The organism is Streptomyces sp. NBC_01197 (genome assembly GCF_036010505.1).
Taxonomy (GTDB): domain Bacteria; phylum Actinomycetota; class Actinomycetes; order Streptomycetales; family Streptomycetaceae; genus Streptomyces.
Genome location: NZ_CP108569.1, coordinates 1,605,221 through 1,624,787, shown reverse-complemented (window position 1 = coordinate 1,624,787; position 19,567 = coordinate 1,605,221). Strand labels below are relative to the sequence as shown.

General features: G+C 70.3%; 14 protein-coding genes and 1 pseudogene. 6 read left to right on the top strand and 9 right to left on the bottom strand.

All coding sequences use genetic code 11. The features are described 5' to 3' along the window. Positions 1 to 4: 4 nt before the first annotated feature. The 3 genes from OG452_RS07260 to OG452_RS07250 all read left to right on the top strand — a co-directional run bounded on the left by OG452_RS07260 (position 5) and on the right by OG452_RS07250 (position 3,475). Complete coding sequence (locus tag OG452_RS07260; protein ID WP_327294800.1) at positions 5 to 1,015, top strand: carbohydrate ABC transporter permease; 1,011 nt, start codon at positions 5 to 7, stop codon at positions 1,013 to 1,015. A 10-nt stretch (positions 1,016 to 1,025) separates the two neighbouring features. After that, positions 1,026 to 1,931, top strand: coding sequence for a carbohydrate ABC transporter permease (locus OG452_RS07255; RefSeq protein WP_327294799.1), 906 nt, complete (start codon positions 1,026 to 1,028; stop codon positions 1,929 to 1,931). A gap of 98 nt (positions 1,932 to 2,029) precedes the next feature. Further along, positions 2,030 to 3,475, top strand: coding sequence for a GH1 family beta-glucosidase (locus tag OG452_RS07250; RefSeq protein ID WP_327294798.1), 1,446 nt, complete (start codon positions 2,030 to 2,032; stop codon positions 3,473 to 3,475). A 737-nt stretch (positions 3,476 to 4,212) separates the two neighbouring features. On the opposite strand, the gene OG452_RS07245 is transcribed toward OG452_RS07250, so the two are convergent. Then, complete coding sequence (locus tag OG452_RS07245; protein WP_327294797.1) at positions 4,213 to 4,647, bottom strand: FtsX-like permease family protein; 435 nt, start codon at positions 4,645 to 4,647, stop codon at positions 4,213 to 4,215. A 180-nt stretch (positions 4,648 to 4,827) separates the two neighbouring features. On the opposite strand from OG452_RS07245, the gene OG452_RS07240 reads away from it, so the two are divergent. Further along, on the top strand, positions 4,828 to 6,135 hold the full coding sequence (locus OG452_RS07240) for an IS4 family transposase (protein ID WP_327294796.1): 1,308 nt from the start codon (positions 4,828 to 4,830) through the stop codon (positions 6,133 to 6,135). Between the two features lie 441 nt (positions 6,136 to 6,576). Here the strand turns inward: OG452_RS07240 and OG452_RS07235 are convergent, their stop codons facing one another. The 8 genes from OG452_RS07235 to OG452_RS07200 all read right to left on the bottom strand — a co-directional run bounded on the left by OG452_RS07235 (position 6,577) and on the right by OG452_RS07200 (position 15,300). Then, positions 6,577 to 7,554 carry an aldo/keto reductase gene (locus OG452_RS07235; protein WP_327294795.1) on the bottom strand — a complete coding sequence of 326 codons (978 nt, stop codon included), beginning with the start codon at positions 7,552 to 7,554 and terminating at the stop codon, positions 6,577 to 6,579. 146 nt (positions 7,555 to 7,700) lie between these two features. Continuing rightward, the gene (locus tag OG452_RS07230; RefSeq protein ID WP_327294794.1) at positions 7,701 to 8,693 is read right to left on the bottom strand and encodes a UTP--glucose-1-phosphate uridylyltransferase; all 993 of its coding nucleotides are present in this window, start codon (positions 8,691 to 8,693) and stop codon (positions 7,701 to 7,703) included. A gap of 53 nt (positions 8,694 to 8,746) precedes the next feature. After that, the gene (locus tag OG452_RS07225) at positions 8,747 to 9,739 is read right to left on the bottom strand and encodes a hypothetical protein (protein ID WP_327294793.1); all 993 of its coding nucleotides are present in this window, start codon (positions 9,737 to 9,739) and stop codon (positions 8,747 to 8,749) included. After that, positions 9,736 to 10,758: a glycosyltransferase family 2 protein gene (locus tag OG452_RS07220; protein ID WP_327294792.1), complete on the bottom strand. Its 1,023-nt coding sequence runs from the start codon at positions 10,756 to 10,758 to the stop codon at positions 9,736 to 9,738. Before OG452_RS07220 ends, OG452_RS07225 begins: the two co-directional genes overlap by 4 nt. Before the next feature lie 77 nt (positions 10,759 to 10,835). After that, entirely contained in the window at positions 10,836 to 12,005 is a 1,170-nt protein-coding gene (locus OG452_RS07215; RefSeq protein ID WP_327294791.1) for an endonuclease/exonuclease/phosphatase family protein, read from the bottom strand. Continuing rightward, positions 12,002 to 13,093 (bottom strand): glycosyltransferase, encoded by a 1,092-nt coding sequence (locus OG452_RS07210; RefSeq protein ID WP_327294790.1) that lies wholly within the window; start codon positions 13,091 to 13,093, stop codon positions 12,002 to 12,004. The genes OG452_RS07215 and OG452_RS07210 overlap by 4 nt, the downstream gene beginning before the upstream one ends. Positions 13,094 to 13,147: 54 nt before the next feature. Next, positions 13,148 to 14,155 carry a UbiA prenyltransferase family protein gene (locus tag OG452_RS07205; RefSeq protein ID WP_327294789.1) on the bottom strand — a complete coding sequence of 336 codons (1,008 nt, stop codon included), beginning with the start codon at positions 14,153 to 14,155 and terminating at the stop codon, positions 13,148 to 13,150. Positions 14,156 to 14,256: 101 nt separating this feature from the next. Further along, positions 14,257 to 15,300, bottom strand: coding sequence for an NAD-dependent epimerase/dehydratase family protein (locus OG452_RS07200; protein ID WP_327294788.1), 1,044 nt, complete (start codon positions 15,298 to 15,300; stop codon positions 14,257 to 14,259). Between the two features lie 674 nt (positions 15,301 to 15,974). Between OG452_RS07200 and OG452_RS07195 the strand changes: the two genes are divergently transcribed. Both OG452_RS07195 and OG452_RS07190 read left to right on the top strand, forming a co-directional pair. Next, entirely contained in the window at positions 15,975 to 17,009 is a 1,035-nt protein-coding gene (locus OG452_RS07195) for a helix-turn-helix transcriptional regulator (RefSeq protein WP_327294787.1), read from the top strand. A 411-nt stretch (positions 17,010 to 17,420) separates the two neighbouring features. Continuing rightward, positions 17,421 to 18,406 (top strand): annotated as a pseudogene (locus OG452_RS07190) (ribose-phosphate diphosphokinase). Positions 18,407 to 19,567 lie beyond the last annotated feature (1,161 nt).

Genomic DNA, 19,567 nt, shown 5'->3' with positions numbered 1-19,567 from the left:
CGGTATGTCCCGGCACGACACCGCCGCGCCCCCGGTTCAGTACCGGGGCGCGGCCCCTGGCCGCGACCCTGCGGCACCCGAGTCACCGGCGGATGAGAAGCGCCGGACGCGGCTGTCCCGGCGCTGGCAGCGGGACATGCGCTGGAGCCCCTACGCCTTCGTCTCCCCGTTCTTCCTGCTCTTCGCCGCGTTCGGCCTCTTCCCGCTGATCTACACCGGCTGGGCCTCGCTGCACACGGTGGAGCTGACCGCGCCCACCGACATGCAGTGGGCGGGCCTGCACAACTACACCCGGATCTTCGACGACGACTTCTTCTGGAACGCGGCGAAGAACACCCTGACCATCGGCGTCATATCGACCGTCCCGCAATTGCTCATGGCGATGGGGCTCGCCCACCTCCTCAACTACAAACTGCGCGGCTCCACCTTCTTCCGGGTGGCGATGCTCGCCCCATACGCCACCTCGATCGCCGCGGCCTCTCTGGTGTTCGTGCTGCTCTTCGGCCGTGACTACGGCATGATCAACTGGGCGCTGCACTTCGTCGGCGTCGACAAGATCGACTGGCAGAACGACAAGTGGTCATCGCAGATCGCGGTGTCGTCGGTGGTCATCTGGCGCTGGACCGGCTACAACGCGCTGATCTACCTGGCGGCGATGCAGGCGATCCCGCAGGACCTGTACGAGTCGGCGGCGCTGGACGGCGCCAACCGCTGGCAGCAGTTTCTCAACGTGACGCTGCCGCAGCTGCGGCCGACCATCCTGTTCACCACCGTGGTGTCGACGATCGGCGCGAGCCAGGTGTTCGGCGAGCCGCTGATGTTCGACTCCATCAAGGGTGCCTCCGGCGGTACCGACCACCAGTTCCAGACGCTGGGCCTGTACCTGTACGAACAGGGCTGGGTCAACCAGCACCTGGGCCGAGCCTCCGCGATCGCCTGGACGATGTTCCTGATCCTCATCCTGATCGGGATCGTCAACTACGTCATCTCGCGCCGGCTGCGCGCCAGCAGTTAGGAGAAACAGCGTGACGACGACCCTGACGAACGCCCCCGGTGACGCGCCGCCCAAAGCCGCGCGCGTACGACGGCCCAAGGCGGCGCGGGCCGGCGGGCAACTGCACGCGGGGCCCTTCGCGTACGCGGTGCTGGTGCTGTTCACCCTTGGCTCACTGCTCCCCCTGGTGTGGACCGCGATCGCCGCGTCCCGCGACAACAACCGGCTGGCGCAGACCCCGCCACCGTTCTGGTTCGGCGCGAACCTGATGCACAACCTGCGGATCGCCTGGACCGACGCCAACCTGGGCAAGGCATTCCTCAACACGACGATCGTGGCGGGGATATCGGCGACGACCATCGTGTTCCTGTCCACCGTTGCCGGGTTCGCCTTCGCCAAGTTGCGGTTCCGTGGCCGTAACAGCCTGATGCTGGTGGTGATCGGCACCATGATGGTGCCGCCGCAGCTCAGCATCATCCCCCTGTACATGATGGTGGCGAAGCTGCAGTGGTCCGACCAGCTGCAGGCGGTGATCCTGCCGTCGCTGGTGAGCGCGTTCGGGGTGTTCTTCATGCGGCAGTACCTGCTGCAGGTGCTCCCGGACGAGCTGATCGAGGCCGCCCGGGTGGACGGCGCGAGCAGTTGGCGTGTGGTGTGGCACGTTGTGTTCCCGGCAGCGCGGCCGGCGATGGCAGTGCTCGGCATGCTGATGTTCGTACAGTCGTGGAACGACTTCCTGTGGCCGTTCCTGGTGCTGTCCCAGAACGGCAATCCGACCGTGCAGGTCGCCATCGCAGGGCTGGGCCGCGGCTACACCCCGGACCAGTCCCTGATCATGGCGGGCGCTTTGCTCGGTACGCTGCCGCTGCTGCTGGTCTTCGCGATCTTCGGCAAGCAGATCGTCGGCGGCATCATGCAGGGTGCGGTCAAGGGCTGAGCCCGTTTCCGGGCCGGGGCAGTGCGGCCCCGGCCCTCACTTTCGTCCACTTCCCCGACCTGTCCGTCGGTTCCTCGAACCTCTATGGGAGCACTTCCATGTCTCAGTCCGCACAACCGGCGACCCCAGTGGCCTTTCCCCCCGCCTTCCTCTGGGGCGCCGCGACGTCGGCGTACCAGATCGAGGGGGCGGTACGAGAGGGCGGCCGCACCCCGTCAATCTGGGACACCTTCAGCCATACGCCGGGCAAGATTGCCGACGGCAGCCACGGTGACATCGCTGTCGACCACTACCACCGCTACCGTGAGGACGTGGCGCTGTTGGCCGAACTCGGCATGACCGCCTACCGGTTCTCGGTCTCCTGGTCGCGTGTGCAGCCGACGGGACGCGGCCCGGCCGTCCAGGTGGGCCTGGACTTCTACCGCCGGCTGGTGGACGAGCTGCTGGCGCACGGCATCAAGCCCGCGGTCACCCTCTACCACTGGGATCTGCCGCAGGAGCTGGAGGACGCGGGCGGCTGGCCGGCGCGGGAGACCGCCCTGCGCTTCGCCGAGTACGCGGAGATCGTCGGCGAGGCGCTGGGCGACCGGGTCGAGCAGTGGATCACTCTCAACGAGCCCTGGTGCAGCGCCTTCCTTGGCTACGGCTCCGGAGTGCACGCACCGGGCCGCACCGACCCGGTGGCCGCGTTGCGCGCGGCGCACCATCTCAACCTGGCGCACGGGCTGGGCACGGCGGCGCTGCGCGCGGTGATGCCAACCCGCAACCAGGTGGCGGTCAGCCTCAACTCCTCGGTGGTACGGCCCGTTTCGCAGCATCCCGCCAACCTGGCCGCGGCCCGCCGGATCGACGACCTGGCCAACGGCGTCTTCCACGGTCCGCTCCTGCACGGAGCGTATCCGGCGACCCTGTTGGCGGCGACCTCGAGAGTCACCGACTGGTCGTACGTCCTCGACGGGGATTTGCGCGCGATCCAGCAGCCACTGGACGCGCTTGGGCTCAACTACTACACGCCGACGCTGGTGTCGGCGGTGGACGGGGCGCCGGAGAGCCCGCGCGCCGATGGCCACGGGGCGAGCTCCTACTCGCCGTGGCCGGGGGCGGACGACGTGGCGTTCCACCAGACGCCGGGTGAGCGGACCGAGATGGGCTGGACGGTTGACCCGACCGGTCTGCACGAACTGATCATGCGTTACGTGCGGGAGGCTCCGGGGCTGCCGCTGTACATCACGGAGAACGGCGCGGCGTACGAGGACAAAGTGGACGCCGACGGCCGGGTGCACGACCCGGAGCGCATCGCCTATCTGCACAGCCACCTGGCAGCGGTTCGCCAGGCGATCACCGACGGGGCGGACGTCCGTGGGTACTACTTGTGGTCGCTGATGGACAACTTCGAGTGGGCGTACGGCTATGCAAAGCGGTTCGGCATGGTGCACGTGGACTACGAGACGCTGGAGCGGACCCCGAAGTCGAGCGCCCGCTGGTACGGGGAGGTGGCCCGCACGGGGGCACTGTCGGGAGTGCCGGTGGCGCCGACGGTGTGATCCAGCGGCTTTCCGTGCTCCGGCGGATTGGGCGCGGAGCGCGGAGGCGACGAAGCTCGCGGCGTGTCCTGTGAGCTCGCGCGTCCAGTCCTTGATGCCGTCCTGCGGTTTCCACCGGTCGAAGCGGCCGTCCCAGTCGCATATGCCCTGAACGGTGGTGTCGAGCAGATCCCACTTCTTCTCGCGTGCTGCGAGGCGCGCGACATCGAGCAGCCACCGCACGGCTCGGTCGGACTCCTGCCAGGTGGGCCAGTCGTCGGCGGTGGCATGCCGAGTGAGGGCCTGGACCACGGCGGCCGAATGGTCGGGGTTGTCGAGCAAGGCTTTCCTGACTGTGATCACCTTCGACTTGGTGAGCACGTCCAGGTACCGCTCGTAGGAGCCGGGCGGGTTGGCGGCGAGGGTGAGCAACTGGGCGGCCCCGACGGTGTCGTTCTTCTTGTCCGGCGGCCTCCAGTAGACGCTGGGCGCGCGCGACGGGCAGTACAGCGGAAGCCGTGCCGGCCGCCAAGTCTTTCCAACGGGGGCACGCCCCAGCCACGCACTTGACCGAAGGGCGAAACAGGGCGGTCGACAGGCAATTTGACGCCGGGGGCCGCTGCCGTGCGGAGGGGCGCCGATCATGCTGGGCCCAGCCCGGGCCCGGTCACAGGCCGGTTCCGGAAAGCCGATGGCACCGCCGGCGGCCCGGCGGTGCCATCGCATGCTCCCGCGGTATCAACGGCCCGCTGGGCGGCTCACTCGCGACCGCCGATCGCGTCGACCGGAGCAGACCGCAGGGTGTGCTTGGCGGCCATCGCGATCGAACCCCAGGAGAGCGCGACGGTGAGCGCCACGATCGCGATGAGGCCGAGGGGGGAAACACGTGGAACGGGCGACTTCGTCAGCGAGATGCTGATGCCGACGAGCGGCGGGATCGTCGCCAGCAGACCGAACAACAGCGCCGAGAAGACCACGATCCTGGCCTCGCCGTTCATCATCGCGCGGACCTGATCCCGGCTGGCGCCGATGAGCTGCAGCATGGCGAACTCGCGAACCCGCGCCGCCGTCGCCATCACCAGGGTGTTCACCACGGCGATGGCGATGTAGCCAAGGAGCAGGGTCTGGAACAGGAGGTTGAGCGCCCAGTCACCCGAGCCGCCAGCGCCGGGCGCGTTCTGAAATGCCCCCATCCACGCTTCCGTTCTAGTGGCAACGCAGTTCAGTTAGGTGTGTGGGCTGTTCGTCAAGGCTGGTGAACGAGGCAGCGGAGCTGCTGTAGAAGAGGGATGTCACTCCAGGACATCCTCACCACAGGAGCTCCGCTGTTGGAACAGGCTGCCATATCAAGGACGCGCGGGACAGCGGCTGGGGTGTTTGCTCCAGGGCACATCGGTGAGCTGACCCGGATCATCCCGTTCGAGATGGTCGATGAGGTGCTGGCGGAGACCAGTGCGGTGCAGCGCAGGGTCCGGCTGGTGCCGGCCCGGGTCACGGTCTACCTGCTGCTGGCCGAGGCACTCTTCAACGGGCTGGGCTACCAGCAGGTTTTCGGCCGGTTATGCGCCAGGCTGGTGGGCCTGGCTTCGGCCCGGCCCAGCGGCAGCGCACTTCGCCAGGCCCGCCAGCGGCTGGGGCCGGCACCGATGAAAGCCCTGTTCAACCTGGTGAGTGGCCCTGCTGCCACGGCCGCTGGAGCCGGACGATGGCGGGGCCTGAGAGTCGTCGCGGTCGACGGTACCCTTTTGTCGGTCCCGGACTGTCCGGCAAACCTCGCGGTCTTCACCCGCCAGCGGCTCGGCAACGGAATCTCGGGCTATCCGCAACTGCGGCTGGCCGCACTGGTGGCCTGCGGGACCCGGTCGGTGATCGGAGTGGTGTTCGGCCCGGCCACTACCGGCGAACTGGGGTACGCCCGCCGCCTGGCGGCGGACCTCCGGGCCGGAATGCTGCTGCTGGGCGACCGGAACTTCTCCGCCGCGACACTGCTGAACCAGCTGGCCGCCACCGGCGCCGATCTGCTCGTGCGATGCAAGACAAACCGGAAACTGCCACCGGTGGCGCGCTGCCGTGACGGCTCGACACTGACCCGGATCGGTCCACTGACCGTGCGTGTCATCGAGGCCGAGATCACCATCCGCACGGCCCAGGGCACACGCACGGGCCGTTACCGGCTGCTGACCACTCTCACCGACCCTGCCACCCACCCGGCCGGCGAACTCGTCCGGCTCTACCACGAACGCTGGGAGATCGAGACCGCCTACGCAGAGCTGAAGTCCACGATGCTGGGCGGGCGCGTCCTGCGGGCACGCACCCCGGACGGCATCGAGCAGGAGGTCTGGGCCCTGCTGACCACCTACCAAGCGCTACGGACCGCTATGACCGACGCCACCGACAGCATTCCGGGCACCGATCCCGACAGGGCCGGCTTTCTCACCGCCCTCGCCGCCGCCCGGGACCAGCTCGTCCTGGCCGCCGGAATCATCACCGGCACCGACACCGATCTCGTCGGCACGATCGGCCGCCACGTCCTGGCCCACCTCCTGCCCACCCGGCGGATCCGCACCAAAGACCGCATCGTCAAACGCGCCATCTCCAAATACAACGCACGCGGACCCGCCATCGACCGGACCACCTACAAAGCCACCATCAGCATCAACATGCTCACGAGCAGCCCTTGACGCCCCCAGCCCCGCCCTAACTGAACGGCGTACCCCGACGCAACACCCCAGCCGGGATGTCGACCCAGTTGACTTGTTCCACCTGCATGGAGGTGGTTCAGGTCCCCGATGAAGTCGAAGGTCAGGCGCCGGTCGCCGTTGGCGGCGGACAGGTCGTCGCCGGTCTCCTCCAGCCGCTTCAGCGGCCTGCTGAAGCGGCTTGGACCCCGCTGCCGCTGGCCACCCTTCACCTGCTGAGGGGCGTCGTCTGGGCTGCAACCGTGCTGGGACGGTGCCGGGATGACATGAGGTGCCCGTGCCAGGCCGTGGACCGTGAGGTGAGCGGGAGTGGGTGGCGCGAGCGTTCCGTACTCATGCCTCCCCGGCGTTTTCGCCTACGCCGCGGTCATCCACGAGCTGCACGCACCGCCCGCCACCCGGTGACCGGCCCGGTGCCCCGGCTCAGCGGCCCAGCAGGGCGTCAATCTCGCTCAGCTCGCCGCCGGTGAGCGGGGCCCGGCCGAGGGCATCGGCGTTCTCCTCGACCTGTGCGACGGTGCGGAAGCCGGGGATGGGTACCGTGTGCGGGCTGCGCGCCCAGATCCACGCCAGGGCGCCCTGGACCAGGGAGCGTCCGTCCGAGGTCAGGATCTCGCGCACGGCGTCACGGCGCTTGAGCCATTCGCCGGCCGGGGCGCCGTCGGCGAAGTACCGCATCCACGGCGGTGCCTCGTCGCCCCGTACGTCATCCTGGGCGAGTCGGCTGCCACCGGTGTACTTCTCGCTGAGCAGCCCCATGGCCAGCGGACTGCGGTTGACGCTGGCCCAGTTGTGCTCGTCGACCAGGCGCAGCATGTCCGGCGCGTCGCTCAGCACGTTCAACTCGTGCTGGACGGCGGCGAAATGGGGGCCGGCCAGCGCGGTGGGCAGGGTCGGATCGTCGGTGCTCCACCCGTAGTGGCGGATCTTGCCCGCCGCGACCAGCTCCTCCAGCGCGCCCTGCATCTCCTGCGCCTGCTCGGCGGAGGCGCCGCCCAGATGCCACTGGTAGAGGTCGACGTGGTCGGTGCCGAGTCGGGTCAACGACGCCTCGACAGCGCGTCGGACATGAGCCGGGCTCGGGTCCTCGCCCGTGATCAGGCGGCTGCCCTCGTCGAAGAGGTTGCCCCACTTGGTGGCGATCAGCACATCGTCGCGGTGACCGGCCAGGGCCGCGCCCAGGATGCGCTCGCTGTGCCCGGTGCCGTAGACGTCGGAGGTGTCGAAGAAGCGGATACCCAGATCCACGGCCCGGCGCACCGCCCGGGTGGACTCCGCGTCGTCGACCTCGCCCCAGCCGACCGGGGTGTCACCGGCCCGGAAGGGACCACCGATGGCCCAGCACCCCATGCCCAGGGGGGGAATGGCGGTGTCGCCGATCAGGCGGTGCGCTTGCGTCATCTTGGCTCCAAACACGTGGGAAGACCCTGGTACCGGGACAGCCTCGAAGAACGTGGGACGGGCTGTCGGACGGATGAGTGGGCAGAGAAGCATGGCTGGTGGGACGGGCGCAACACAGTGCGGGGCAGTACGCCGCGCGGAGACCGTTATTGGCCACGGCCGGTTGCGGAGAGGGATCCGGGCGGCAGCCCCGGGTGTGGCGCCTGGGCCCGCCCGGGGGCCCCCTGCAGCGCCCCCGCCAGGCTCGGCTCGATCATCCGGGAGGTGACGTAGGCGGTCAGCCACTCACTGAACTCCGGCCCCAACTCTGCATGTTCGCATGCGAGTTGCACCACCGAGCGCAGATAGTCGTGGCGGTCGCCGGTGTCGTAGCGGCGGCCGGTGAAGACCACGCCGTGCACGGAGCCGCCGGCCGTCAGCGTCTCCAGGGCGTCGGTCAGCTGGATCTCGCCGCCGTGCCCGGGGCCCAGCCGCTCCAGTACGCCGAAGACCTCGGGCTGGAGCACATAGCGGCCGATGACCGCGTAGTTGCTGGGCTGGGTGCCGGGCAGCGGCTTCTCCACCAGGCCGGTAACGCGCACGACGTCGCCGCCGTCGGCCCCGGCGATCCGGGCGCAGCCGTACAGGTGCGTCTGCGCGGGATCGACCTCCATGAGGGCGATGACGCTGCCGCCCAGGGCCTGCCGCACGTCGAGCATCCGGCGCAGCAGGGCGTCCCGGGGGTCGATGAGGTCGTCTCCGAGGAGGACCGCGAAGGGCTCGTCACCGATGTGAGGGCGGGCGCAGAGCACTGCGTGGCCCAGGCCGCGGGGCGTCTTCTGCCGGACGTAGTGCAGGGTGCCGAGTCCGCTGCTGGCGCGGACCTTGGCGAGTTTGTCACGGTCACCGCGTTGCGCGAGCACGGACTCCAGTTCGAAGTTGTGGTCGAAGTGGTCCTCCAGGGAGTGCTTGTTGCGGCCGGTGATCATCAGCACGTCGGCGAGGCCCGCGGCGGCGGCCTCCTCGACGACATACTGGATGGCCGGCTTGTCGACGACCGGCAGCATCTCCTTCGGAGTGGACTTGGTCATCGGCAGGAACCGGGTTCCGAGGCCGGCGGCGGGGACCACGGCCTTGGTGACGGGGGGATGCGCGAACATGCGTACCTCTCTCATGGGGGGAGGGGGCGGCAAGAGGGGGAGGCGTGCCTGGCTCAGACTTCGGAGGGGGCCGAGGGCGCCCGGTCCGCGGTGCGCTCAGGGCCGTCCGGAGCCGGGCGCAGTCCGCGGCGTGCCAGCAGCGCCGCGGTGGCGAGTCCGGCGAGCGAACCGGAGACCTCGGCGAGGGTGCACGCCAGCCGGCTGACCACGACGGCCGTCACGGTCTGCTGGGTGGTCAGGACAGGAGCGAGCGCCAGGGTCAGTACGACCTCCCGGACCCCGGCGCCGTCCGGCACCACCAGCACGAGCATCCCGGCGGCGGAGGCCAGGGCGAAGCCGCCCACGCACAGCAGTACGGTGTGGGCGTCCAGCGGGCCGCTCAAGACGGCCACGATCAGCACCAGATGCAGGCCGCCGACCGCCCAGGACACCACCTGCACGATGATCGAGCGACGCAGCGGCCCCTCAGCGAACGAAGCCTGTGGCGGTGGCCTGCGCAGCACCCGGGCGATCACCCCGGCCAGCATCATCACCAGCCGGGGCCGGCGCAGCAGCACCACGAGCAGCGCGAGCCCGAGGACGAGCACGACAGCGGAGTGGTCCATGACGGCTGGTGCCGCGGCGATGCCCACCACGCCCGCGGTCAGCAGCACCAGCGCCGAGTTAAGCGCGTACGCGGTGAACATGCGGGCCGCGGGCACACCGCTGGCCCGCCCGCTGTGGACGCTGGCCAGACCGCTCCAGAAAGGGCCGGGGAGGTACTTGCCCAGCATCGCGGCGCCGTAGATCCGCATCGTGGGCCCGACGCCGAGCGGATGACCCAGACCGCTGAGCAGACTGCGCCAGGCCGCCATGCCCAGGGTCAGCCCGGCCAGGTCGAGCGCGGCGGCGCCGGCGAGTACGGCGGGCGCGTCGCCGCGGGCCAGGAAGCTGGCGACCCCGTCGGTGGAGTCGCCCAGCGCCCGGTACATGCCGTAGCCCGCGGCGACGACGAACGCGGTCACCACGACAGCCCGCAGAGCCCGGCGGCGGGACAGTGAAATCATCCGGTCTCACCGCCCAGACTGGCCGGTTCCGGTCGACGGCGCGCCGTCGGGGTTCCGAAGTCGGTGAAGACCATCCGCACGACGCCCCACAGCGCCCCCAGACCGATGGTCATGTTGACGAGCAGATGACACAGCAGGAAGAACGGCAGGAAAGTGGACCCGCGGTGGCGGCGCACCACGCCGAGCAGCCCGGGATCGGAGAAGACGAAGCCGGTCAGCGCCGCGAGCGGCGCCAGCGCCCACCAGGGGCCTGCGGCGACCAGCGGCAGCGTGACCAGGGTGAGCATCGCCATCGCGACACCGCCGGTGGTGTTGACCCGCAGCGCGCCCTCCTTGCGGCGGTGCGCGGCGCCGAACGGCACCAGGAACTGCGAGCGTCGGAAGGACTCGCTCAGCATGCGGCCCATCCTCGACTCCTCGTCATGCCGGGCGACGATCCGGTCGGTCAGCAGGATGCGGTACTTGACGGAGAGCCGTTCGCTGTACTCCACGTCCTCCGCGTCGCGCAGGGTGGTGTCGAAGCCGCCGACCTCGTCGAAGACCCGGCGCGGCATCGCGGTGGCGACGAAGATGACGGTGGATGTCTCGCCCAGCGCCTTGGTGCGCCAGTGGTGGGCGTGCAGGGTGCGGTACCACTCGACGGGGCCGTCGTCGATGAGGGGTTCCGGGGCGAAGACGCCGTGCACACAGCCGAGTCCGGGGTCCTCGGTGAGGAGGCGCACGGCCTCCTCTACGGCGTCCGGCGCGATGGTCTCGTCGGAGTCGAGGAAGAACAGGATGTCGCCGCTGCTGGCCGCGACGGCGGCGTTGCGGGCGGCGGACACCCCGCCGTTGGGGTTGAGGTGCAGCACGGTGCAGGGGAACTCGGCGGCGATCTCCCGCGAGGCGTCCGTGCTGTTGTCATCGGCCACGATCACCTCGTGCAGAGGATATTCCTGGTCGAAGACGGACTTCAAGCAGAGCCGCAATGTCTTGGCGTAGTTGTAGTTGGGGATGACGACCGAGACGGTGGGTTGCACGAGGCTGGGCCTTTCGGTTCAGAGGTCCACGAGCCGCGGGACGGCGGCCGGACAGGGGCCGCCGTCCGGCCGGGCCGTCAGAGGGTGAACGACATGATCTGCGCCCGGTGATCGGAGATCCCGCCCATCGGGTCGATGCGGTAGTGGTCGGCTGCGATGGAGCCGCTGAGGAAGGCCCAGTCGAGCCGCCACAGGTGGCCCCAGGAGGCCGGAAAGAGGCTGTCCCCGGCGTCGGCGGCGTCCCGCATCCTGCCGCGCAGGGTGTGCAGGTCTCCCATGGCCGGGCTGGTGTTGAAGTCACCGGCCACCACGGTCGGCAGGGCGTTGGCGCGCAGGTCGTCTGCCAGGCCCTCGAACTGGGCCTTACGCGCACGTTCGTTGGCGTGCATCATCCGGTACAGCCGGCTGCCCAGCGGGCTGACGCCCATGTTGATCTGGACCGGGACGTGCACGTTGTACAGCGACACGGTGTGTCCGCCGACCCGGACGTCGGTGCGCAGCACCTTCTCCTTGTCGAACTCGGTCTGCCATGGCGGCTGCCCGTGCTCCACACCGGCGCCGGGCCCGATGCTGTGTGCGGACACCACGGGCAGCCGGGAGAGGGTGACCAGCTCGCCGCGGACGACGATGTGGTAACCGGGGAAGTTGGCCCGCAGTTGGGCGAGTTCGTCGATGGGTTCGGCCGTCGCCCCGTTGTCGTGCGTGGTGATGTACTCCTGGAGGAGGTAGACGTCCGCCCTCCGCTCCCGGATGGTGCGGTAGAACACCGCCCGGTCGGTGTCGCCGGCCCAGAACCGGGTGTTCCAGGAGACGACCCGCAGATCGGGGGTGCCGGACGGGGAGTCGTGGAAGAGCACGCCCCACTGCGCCCCGCAGGAATTCCAGCCGAGGACGAGGGCGGCGACGGCGCCGGCCACGGTCGTCCAGGTGACCCGGCGCGGGGGCGCGGTCCGCCGCAGCCGGCCGGCGACGGCGGCCGCCACCAGCAGCAGCGGTACGGCCGCGTACACCAGCGGTGGTGCCAGATCCGGTACGAGCATCAGCCACCAGCGGCCCGACAGCACCAGGTGGACCAGGGCCACGGCCAGCCAGAGCCAGGTCGCCGCCCACAGCCACCGCACCCGGCCGAGCAGCTGGGCGGCACGCCGGACCGGTCCGGGGCGGTCGGTGTCGGACGGCCGCTGCGGGCCGACCGAGGGGCGGGAGTCTGCCGTCGGGCCGCCGCCGGCGCTGAGGTACCCGGTCATGGCAGGAGCATCCCACCGGTCTCGTCCTTCGCCTCGCGCCGCGGCGCCGGCACACACGGTGCCGGGCCGGCGGTATCGGCGCGTGGCTCACGCTCGTAGAGCCGGCGGAATCCCGGGGAGAGCAGCCAGTGCACCACGCCGAAGAGGACGGCGGTGGCCACGGTGACGTTGAAGACCAGCATCACGCCGAAGAACGCGGACATGAACAGCAGGCCCTTGCGCCGCGCGACGAAGGCGTACATTCCCAGGTCGCAGAGGACGACCGCGGTGAGCGCCGCGGCAGGCAGCAGCCAGCCGAGCGGTCCGAGCAGCAGCGGTGCGCACAACAGCAGGACGGCGACCAGACTGAGCAGCGCGGCCCAGGACCGTGCCATGGTCTCGAACCCCTCGGCGTGCCGCCTGCGCTGGGCGTACAGCGGCACGCGCAACCGGCCCCGCACGAACATCTTGCGGATCAGGGCGGACAGTTCGTGGTCGTCGTCGTGCGCGCCGCGCATGCGGTTGGTCAGCCGTATCTCGTAGCGCTGGGACAGCCGTTCGCCGAAGTCGACCTCCTCGGTCTGCCGGAGCTGCGGGTTGAAGCCGCCGATCTCGTGGAAGACCTCGGCGCGCGTCGCGCAGATGGCGGAGATGAGGAAGCTGACCGAGCCCTCGGAGTCGTAGCGCCAGTAGTAGGCCTGGAGGCAACGGGCCTCCTCCACCAGGCTGTCACGGATGAGCGGTTCAGGTTCGTACATGCCGCAGACCGCGCCCAGCTCTGGGTCGGCCAGCAACTGCTCCACGGCCTCGGTGATCGCGCCCTGGGCGAGGGCGACGTCGGAGTCGAGGAACATCAGGATCTCGCCAGCGGCGTGCTCGACGCCGAGGTTGCGGGCGACCGCGGAGCCGCCGTTGGCCGGCGTGCTCAGCACGGTGATGCCGGGTATCGCCTGAGCGGTGGCCAGGGAGTCGTCGGTACTGCAGTCGTCGACGACGATGATCTCCTTGTGCGGATAGTCCTGCTCGAGCGCGGAGCGGATGGACAGGCCCAGGGTGCGGCTGTAGTTGTAGTTCGGGATGATCACTGACACCAGCGGTGCGCCGGACATGGCGGTGCCTTTCTCGGAGGCGGTGGTCGGTGCGGGGCGGACGGCCTGCCGTCGTCAGGCCGGGGCGGGCAGCAGCACGATCAGTACGGCCCACAGCAGTCCCACGGCCATCAGCACCCGGTCGCTGAGCAGCATCCGGACCGGGTCGCCGCCACCGCCGTGGACGAGGACGACCTGGAGGTAGCGGAAGAGCGCGAAGATCGCGCACGGTACCGTCACCAGGATCAGGACTATCGCGGCCGGGTGGGACGGCGGGACGAACAGATGGACGACGTAGATCATCACCGAGAGGCTGGCGCTGACCACCACCATGTAGTCGAGCAGTTGGGTCGTGTAGCCGGTCAGCGCCGGGCGGTGCGAGCTGCCGCTCTCGCTCAGTTCGCGTCGCCGCTTGCCCAGGGCGAGCACCAGGCAGAGCGTGAAGACGCACATCAGCAGCCAGGCGGACGGGGTCAGGCCCGGCGCCAGGTAACCCTCGGCGGCCCGCAGTACGAACCCGCCGGCGAGGGCGAACACGTCGACGATCGGCAGGTGCTTGAGGCGGAAGCTGTAGGCGACGTTGAGGGCGAGGTAGACCGGCACTGGCCAGTACCGGTCCACGCCGCCGAGCAGCACCCCGGCGGCCAGCACGGCGAGCAGCACACCGAGCGCCAGGCACGCGGACCGGGCGCTCAACTCACCTGCGGCGAGCGGGCGGTGGCGCTTGACGGGGTGCAGCCGGTCGCGCTCGCGGTCCACCAGGTCGTTGAGCACGTACACGCTCGCCGACGCGGTGATGAACAGGGCGACGGCGACGCCCACGGCACGCAGCGCCGACGGGGTCACCGTCCCGGTGAGCAGCACCGGCAGGGCGATGACGAAGATGTTCTTCACCCAGTGCTTGGGCCGGGCGAGCGCGACGAGGGCGCGTACCGGTCCCCGCCGGTACGGCAAGGGATGGGGCGGCGGCAGCTGCGGCGCGGGCGGCGCGGACACGGCGCCCGGCGGTGCGCCGACGGTGAGGCGTGAAGGTGCGGCGCCCTCGGTGGCAGAGGGGCGGGGGGCGGAATCCGCAACGGACATGGCTCTCCTAGAAGTGGGAGGCGCGTCGTGAACGGTGGTCCGGGAGGGAGGAGGCGTCGGCGGGCGCGGCGCGGGAGGGAATCCGCGGCGGCCGGGTGTCATCAGAACAACGCCTTGCCGAGGGAGAGGGCGCCCTGTTTCCAGGGCGCACGGCTGGTCCGCCCGGTCGGAGCGCCCTGGCCGCGGGCGTGCTCGCGCCGCCACCATGCGAAGGTGCGCAGCAGCGCCTCGCGGTTGGAGTACCTGGGACGGAAGGCGAGGGCCTCGGCCGCGCGCTCGGTGGAGACGTAACTGTCCACCTGGAGTTTCTGCAGCAGCCTGCCGTAGACGGGGGAAAGCCCTGTGCGGCTGAGCGCCTTGAGCACGCCCACGGCGGGTGCGGTCGGGAGGGCGACCACGCGCTTGCCGTGGCCCGCAGCGTCGAGCACGGACTGGAAGTCCTGGCGCAGCGTGCGGAACTCGGTGGCGGCGATGTTGAACGCCGTGTTGACAGCGTTGTCGTCCGGGTGGACCGCGGCGGCGGTGACCGCGTCGACCAGGTCGTCCACGTCGAGCATCTGGGAGCGCACGTCACCACCGCCCAGCATGGGGAAGTTGTGGCCCTCGTCCGCCCATTCGAAGAGCATGGCGAACAGGCCGAGCCTGCCGGGGCCGACGAAGGTCTTGGCGCGCAACACCGGTATCACCATGCCGGCCGCGCGGAACTCGGCCACGACCTCCTCCGCCGCGGCCTTGGAGCGGCTGTAGGGATCACAGGGCCCTGGCGGGTGCGTCTCCGGCGTCGGCACGGTCCCGGGCACGCCGTACACCGCGGCGGAGGACAGGTGGATGACGCGGGGCACGTCCGCCTCCCGGCACCCGGTGAGCAGGGTGCGTGCGCCGTCCACGTTGATGGAATGGATCTCGTGCTCGGCGTACGTGGGCAACGCGGTCGCGCTGTGCAGGACCAGATCGGCTCCCCGTACCGCCTTGCCGACGGCGGTGGGGTCCCGGATGTCGCCCTCGATCCACTCCACGTCCGGGTGGGCGGCGGCGGGCGGGACCAGGTCCAGGCCGACGACCTGACGGCCGTCCCGGACGAAGCGGTCGACCAGGGCGGTGCCGAGCATCCCGGCGGCCCCGGTCACGACGACGCGGCTCACCACGCGCCGGCCGGGGCGGTGTGGGCGGGGGACAGGTACAGGTGCCTGGCGGTCTGAGGCGATCTCCGTCGGCTTCGGACCGGGCTCGGGGAAGCGTACAAGCGGGACATGCAACACCTCTTCGGTGGAATGTGTCGTGTGGGGGGCGCGGCAGTCCGTGGGAGCCTCGCGCAGGCACGGCGTCGTTGCCGTGGGGGGAGGGCGCTCCTCGCGCCTGCCGCGCAGGAGAGGGCGGACGCCGCAGCGGGGGTCTGCCCTCTCCTGCGCGGCCGGGGCCTGCCCGGGGGGCGGCGCCCGCATCGTTGCGAGGGGCCCGGGGCGGAGGTTCCGCGGGTCACGTCCGTGTCGCGCTGTTTACTGGTCGGTGTACCGGTCAGTCGCCGGGGGTGCTGCCGACGCCGGTACGGAGCGCGGCACGGGCGCTCCGGGCGCGGGCGGCGCGGACTACTGGCCGGTGGCGGGTGCGGTGCCGGGCCGGGGAGTGTCTTCCGGCCGGCCACCCCAGGCGGTGTCATACGAGTCAGGGAATTCGCTTTGCAAACGGCAGGGAACGCGCATTGAGGAGACCCTTTGATCGACCGATGTCCTACAGATCATCGGTGCCGCCGCAAGTGAATGTACAGTGATCGTGACTGCATCTTGATGCATGCAGCAAATGCCCTCACGGAAGGCGAAGGATGTCGATACTGGATTCTGGGGACGGGAAACTGGAGCGCATCGGGGCGCAGGTATACGAGCGGGCCCGACGGAGAGGCGGCATTGACGGCCGGGACGCCGCTCAGGAACTCGGCATTTCGGTGAAAGAGGCGGAAGAAGTCCTGGAAAATTTACGATCTCTTCATCTGCTGCGTACCGTCGGCGGTGCGGGAGTCCCCGTCGAGGCCCCGGACAAGCGGATGGAGGCGGTACCCGTCGAGCTGGCCTTCGGGCTGCTCACCGGCGGCATGGAGCACTCGCTGCGGGAGGCGCTGGACTCCCTCGGGGCGGTGCGGCGGGGTGCGGCCGGCCTGCGGGCGCTGTTCCAGACGCTCACCCTGGAGGGCGGGGACGGCGACGGACCGCTGCGCATCCCGGACACCGGCACGGTCAACGAACTGATCGAGGAGGCCGCTTCGGCCTGCGTGGAAGAGGTGCTGACCTGCCAGCCCGGCGGCGGGCGGCCGGCGCAACTGCTGCGGGAGGTGGTCGACCGCGACCTGGCGATGCTGGGCCGGGGCGTACGCATGAAGGTGCTCTACCAGCACGCGGCCCGGCGTGACCGGCCCACCCAGGCGTACGTGGAGAAGGCGGTGGGCCACGGCGCGCAGGTGCGCACCCTAGCGGACCTGCCGCCCCGTTTCATCGCCTTCGACCGCTCTGTCGCCTTCCTGGCGGACGCGGAGGCGCCGGAGGGCGCGACCGTGGTGACCCAGCCTTTGACGGTGCGTTTCCTCTGCCGTGTTTTCGACGCGGCATGGACTCACGGAACGCCTTTCCGGTCGAGCGTGGGAAACGGCGCTCTGGCCGAGGGCGTGCAGCGGTCGATTATCAGGATGCTGGCTGACGGTATGCGCGACGACATGATCGCGCGGCGCCTCGCGATATCACTGCGCACCTGCCGCAAGCACATATCCGAGATTATGCAGCGTTTTGATTCCGAGACGCGTTTCCAGGCCGGCTTCGCGATCCGTGAATTCGTCGACGCGGAAGCCCTGGAAACACCGTCCGAATGAGGACCCGGTCGACGTCCCGCAGTAGTGGGAGCGCTCCCGCCATACCGCGGCTACTAGCGTGCTGCGATGACACGGTAGCGCAACGGCATGGTCGTTGGCGACCGCGGGATTCGGCACCGGGGTGCGCCGGCCGGTCGAAGGCGGGAGGAGTAACCCGGGGGACACCGGGAGATGCTTGGTGCTGTGCGGCCGGTGGGCCGGGCCCGGCGGCGGGCTGCGGACCACACGCCCGGCGCCCCCACGGCGCGGGTGGCCGCCGCGCGTTCTCACCCCGCCGGTCGACCGACGGCCCCCCGGCGCTCGTTCCCCCTCCGGGGCCGGACGGGACTGGGTCCCCCCTGCGCTCGCACGGCGTCGACCCCCCCTCCGTACCGCGTCACCGCGGTGCCGCACCGTTAGGAGACCTCTGCCGTGACCGGCTTCACGACCGGACAGCGAAAGCTGATGCTCTTCTCCGGCCGCGCCCACCCCACGCTCGCTGAGGACGTCGCGCGAGAACTGGGCGTGCACATCGTCCCCACCACCATCCGTGACTTCGCCAACGGCGAGATCTACGTCCGCTACGAGGAGTCCGTCCGCGGTGCCGACTGCTTCCTGATTCAGAGTCACACCGGCCCCGAACAAGTGGATCATGGAGCAGCTCATCATGGTGGACGCCCTGAAGCGGGCGTCGGCACGCACCGTCACGCTCATCACCCCCTTCTACGGCTACACACGGCAGGACAAGAAGCACCTGGGCCGTGAACCGATCTCCGCGCGGCTCGTCGCCGACCTGGTGCGCACCGCGGGTGCCGACCGCATCCTCGCGGTGGATCTGCACACCGACCAGATCCAGGGCTTCTTCGACGGCCCCGTCGACCACCTCTTCGCGCTTCCCACCCTCGCCGACCACGTCGCCGCGCGCTTCGACCCGGCCCGGCTGACCGTGGTCTCGCCGGACGCCGGACGCCGGACGCCGGACGAGTGCGGGTGGCGGACCGGTGGTGTGACCGGCTGGGGGCGCCCCTGGCGATCGTGCACAAGCGCCGTGACAAGGAGGTGGCCCACCAGGTCACGGTGCACGAGGTGGTGGGCGACGTGCGCGGCCGGGTTTGCGTGCTGGTGGACGACATGGTCGACACCGGCGGCACGATCTGCGCCGCGGCCGACGCGCGCTGTTCGCCCACGGCGCCGAGGACGTCGTCGTGACCGCCACGCACGGCGTGCTCTCCGGGCCGGCCGTCGACCGGCTGAAGAACTCGCGGGTCAGTGAGTTCGTCTTCACTGACACCCTGCCCGACCCGGTCGCCCTGGACCTGGACAAACTGACGGTGCTCTCCATCGCCCCGATGCTCGCGCGCGCCATCCGCGAGATCTTCCAGGAAGGCTCCGTCACGGGCTTGTTCGAGAGCGCCTGACGGCCGAAGGGCAGAGCTCGCAGAAGAACGACAGCTGGGTGGGCGACTCGCCGACCTGTGAGGTCAAGACCGGAACCAGCAAGCTATTTTCCGGCAGCGGACCGGGGGCAGCCTGCCCCCGCGGTCGCGTATCGCCCGCTTCCAAAGGCCGGTTGCATTCCTCCACGGAGAGGGCAGGTGCAAGGGTCATGGAAACGCGGAAGACATTCTGCCACCGGCGGACGAAATCCCGCGCTGTCAACCCGGCAGGGCACTGTTCGTTCTTTCCGACGGCCTTTCACCGCGATATATCGAAGCGCCGTTTCCCGGACCGGACCCGTCCGTGGCGCGCGGACGGAACCCGGGAAGGCGGTGAATGTCGCTGGGCCGCTTTCCGTTTCCCGGTGCGGTGTCGTGGTCCGAGGAGCTTTCCGCGGAGGCCGGGGGTCCTGCCGGTGCTGAAGCACGGCTGCACGGCTGGAAGTGGGCGCAGTGCGCCCAGTGCGGTCCGTCGATGGACCGCGACCATGCGGCAGCCCGCCCAATCGGCGCACGCGACCTGCTCGTCCGCTCCCAACCGTGTGACCGAACGCGCCACCGGCCGCGCCACCGGCGCCGAACGCGCCACCTGTGAGGTACCGTCCGCCCGGTATGTCGACCTGAGCAGGCCACCGCCGCCTGCGCCGCACCCGCCGACCGCCACGGCCCCGCCCTGCCCGCGCGGCCCCAGGACCCACCTCGGGCAAGGCCGGCCCCACCCCCGGCAGAGCGCGGCCGACCCCCACCGGCGGCGCAGCTCACGCGCCCTCGGGCAACCACTCAGCGCCCGCTCCGGTCAGCGCGGTGGCGGTGACTTCCCGCCGCAGGCCCGACGTGCGTACGCTCCCCGCGACCACCCCCCGCCGGGGTGGGTGCGGTGTCCGGCGTGGCAGGCCGGGAAGGCACCAGCCCGTCTTGGGCGGGTGCCTGGTACCCGCCCCACTCGCCCGAAGCTTCCGCCGGCACGGCGCGGGCGGCTCCCGCACGGAACCTCCGACGGCGTACTGACGCCGCCGAGCGGACCGGCTTCCACCCCCCCCGCATACCACCAAGGCCCACATTCCCACCCCCAGATCCGGACCACCGGACAGCGACAGCGAACGGCCACGCCGCGCCCGAAAAGCCTGAAACCTCTTGGCACAC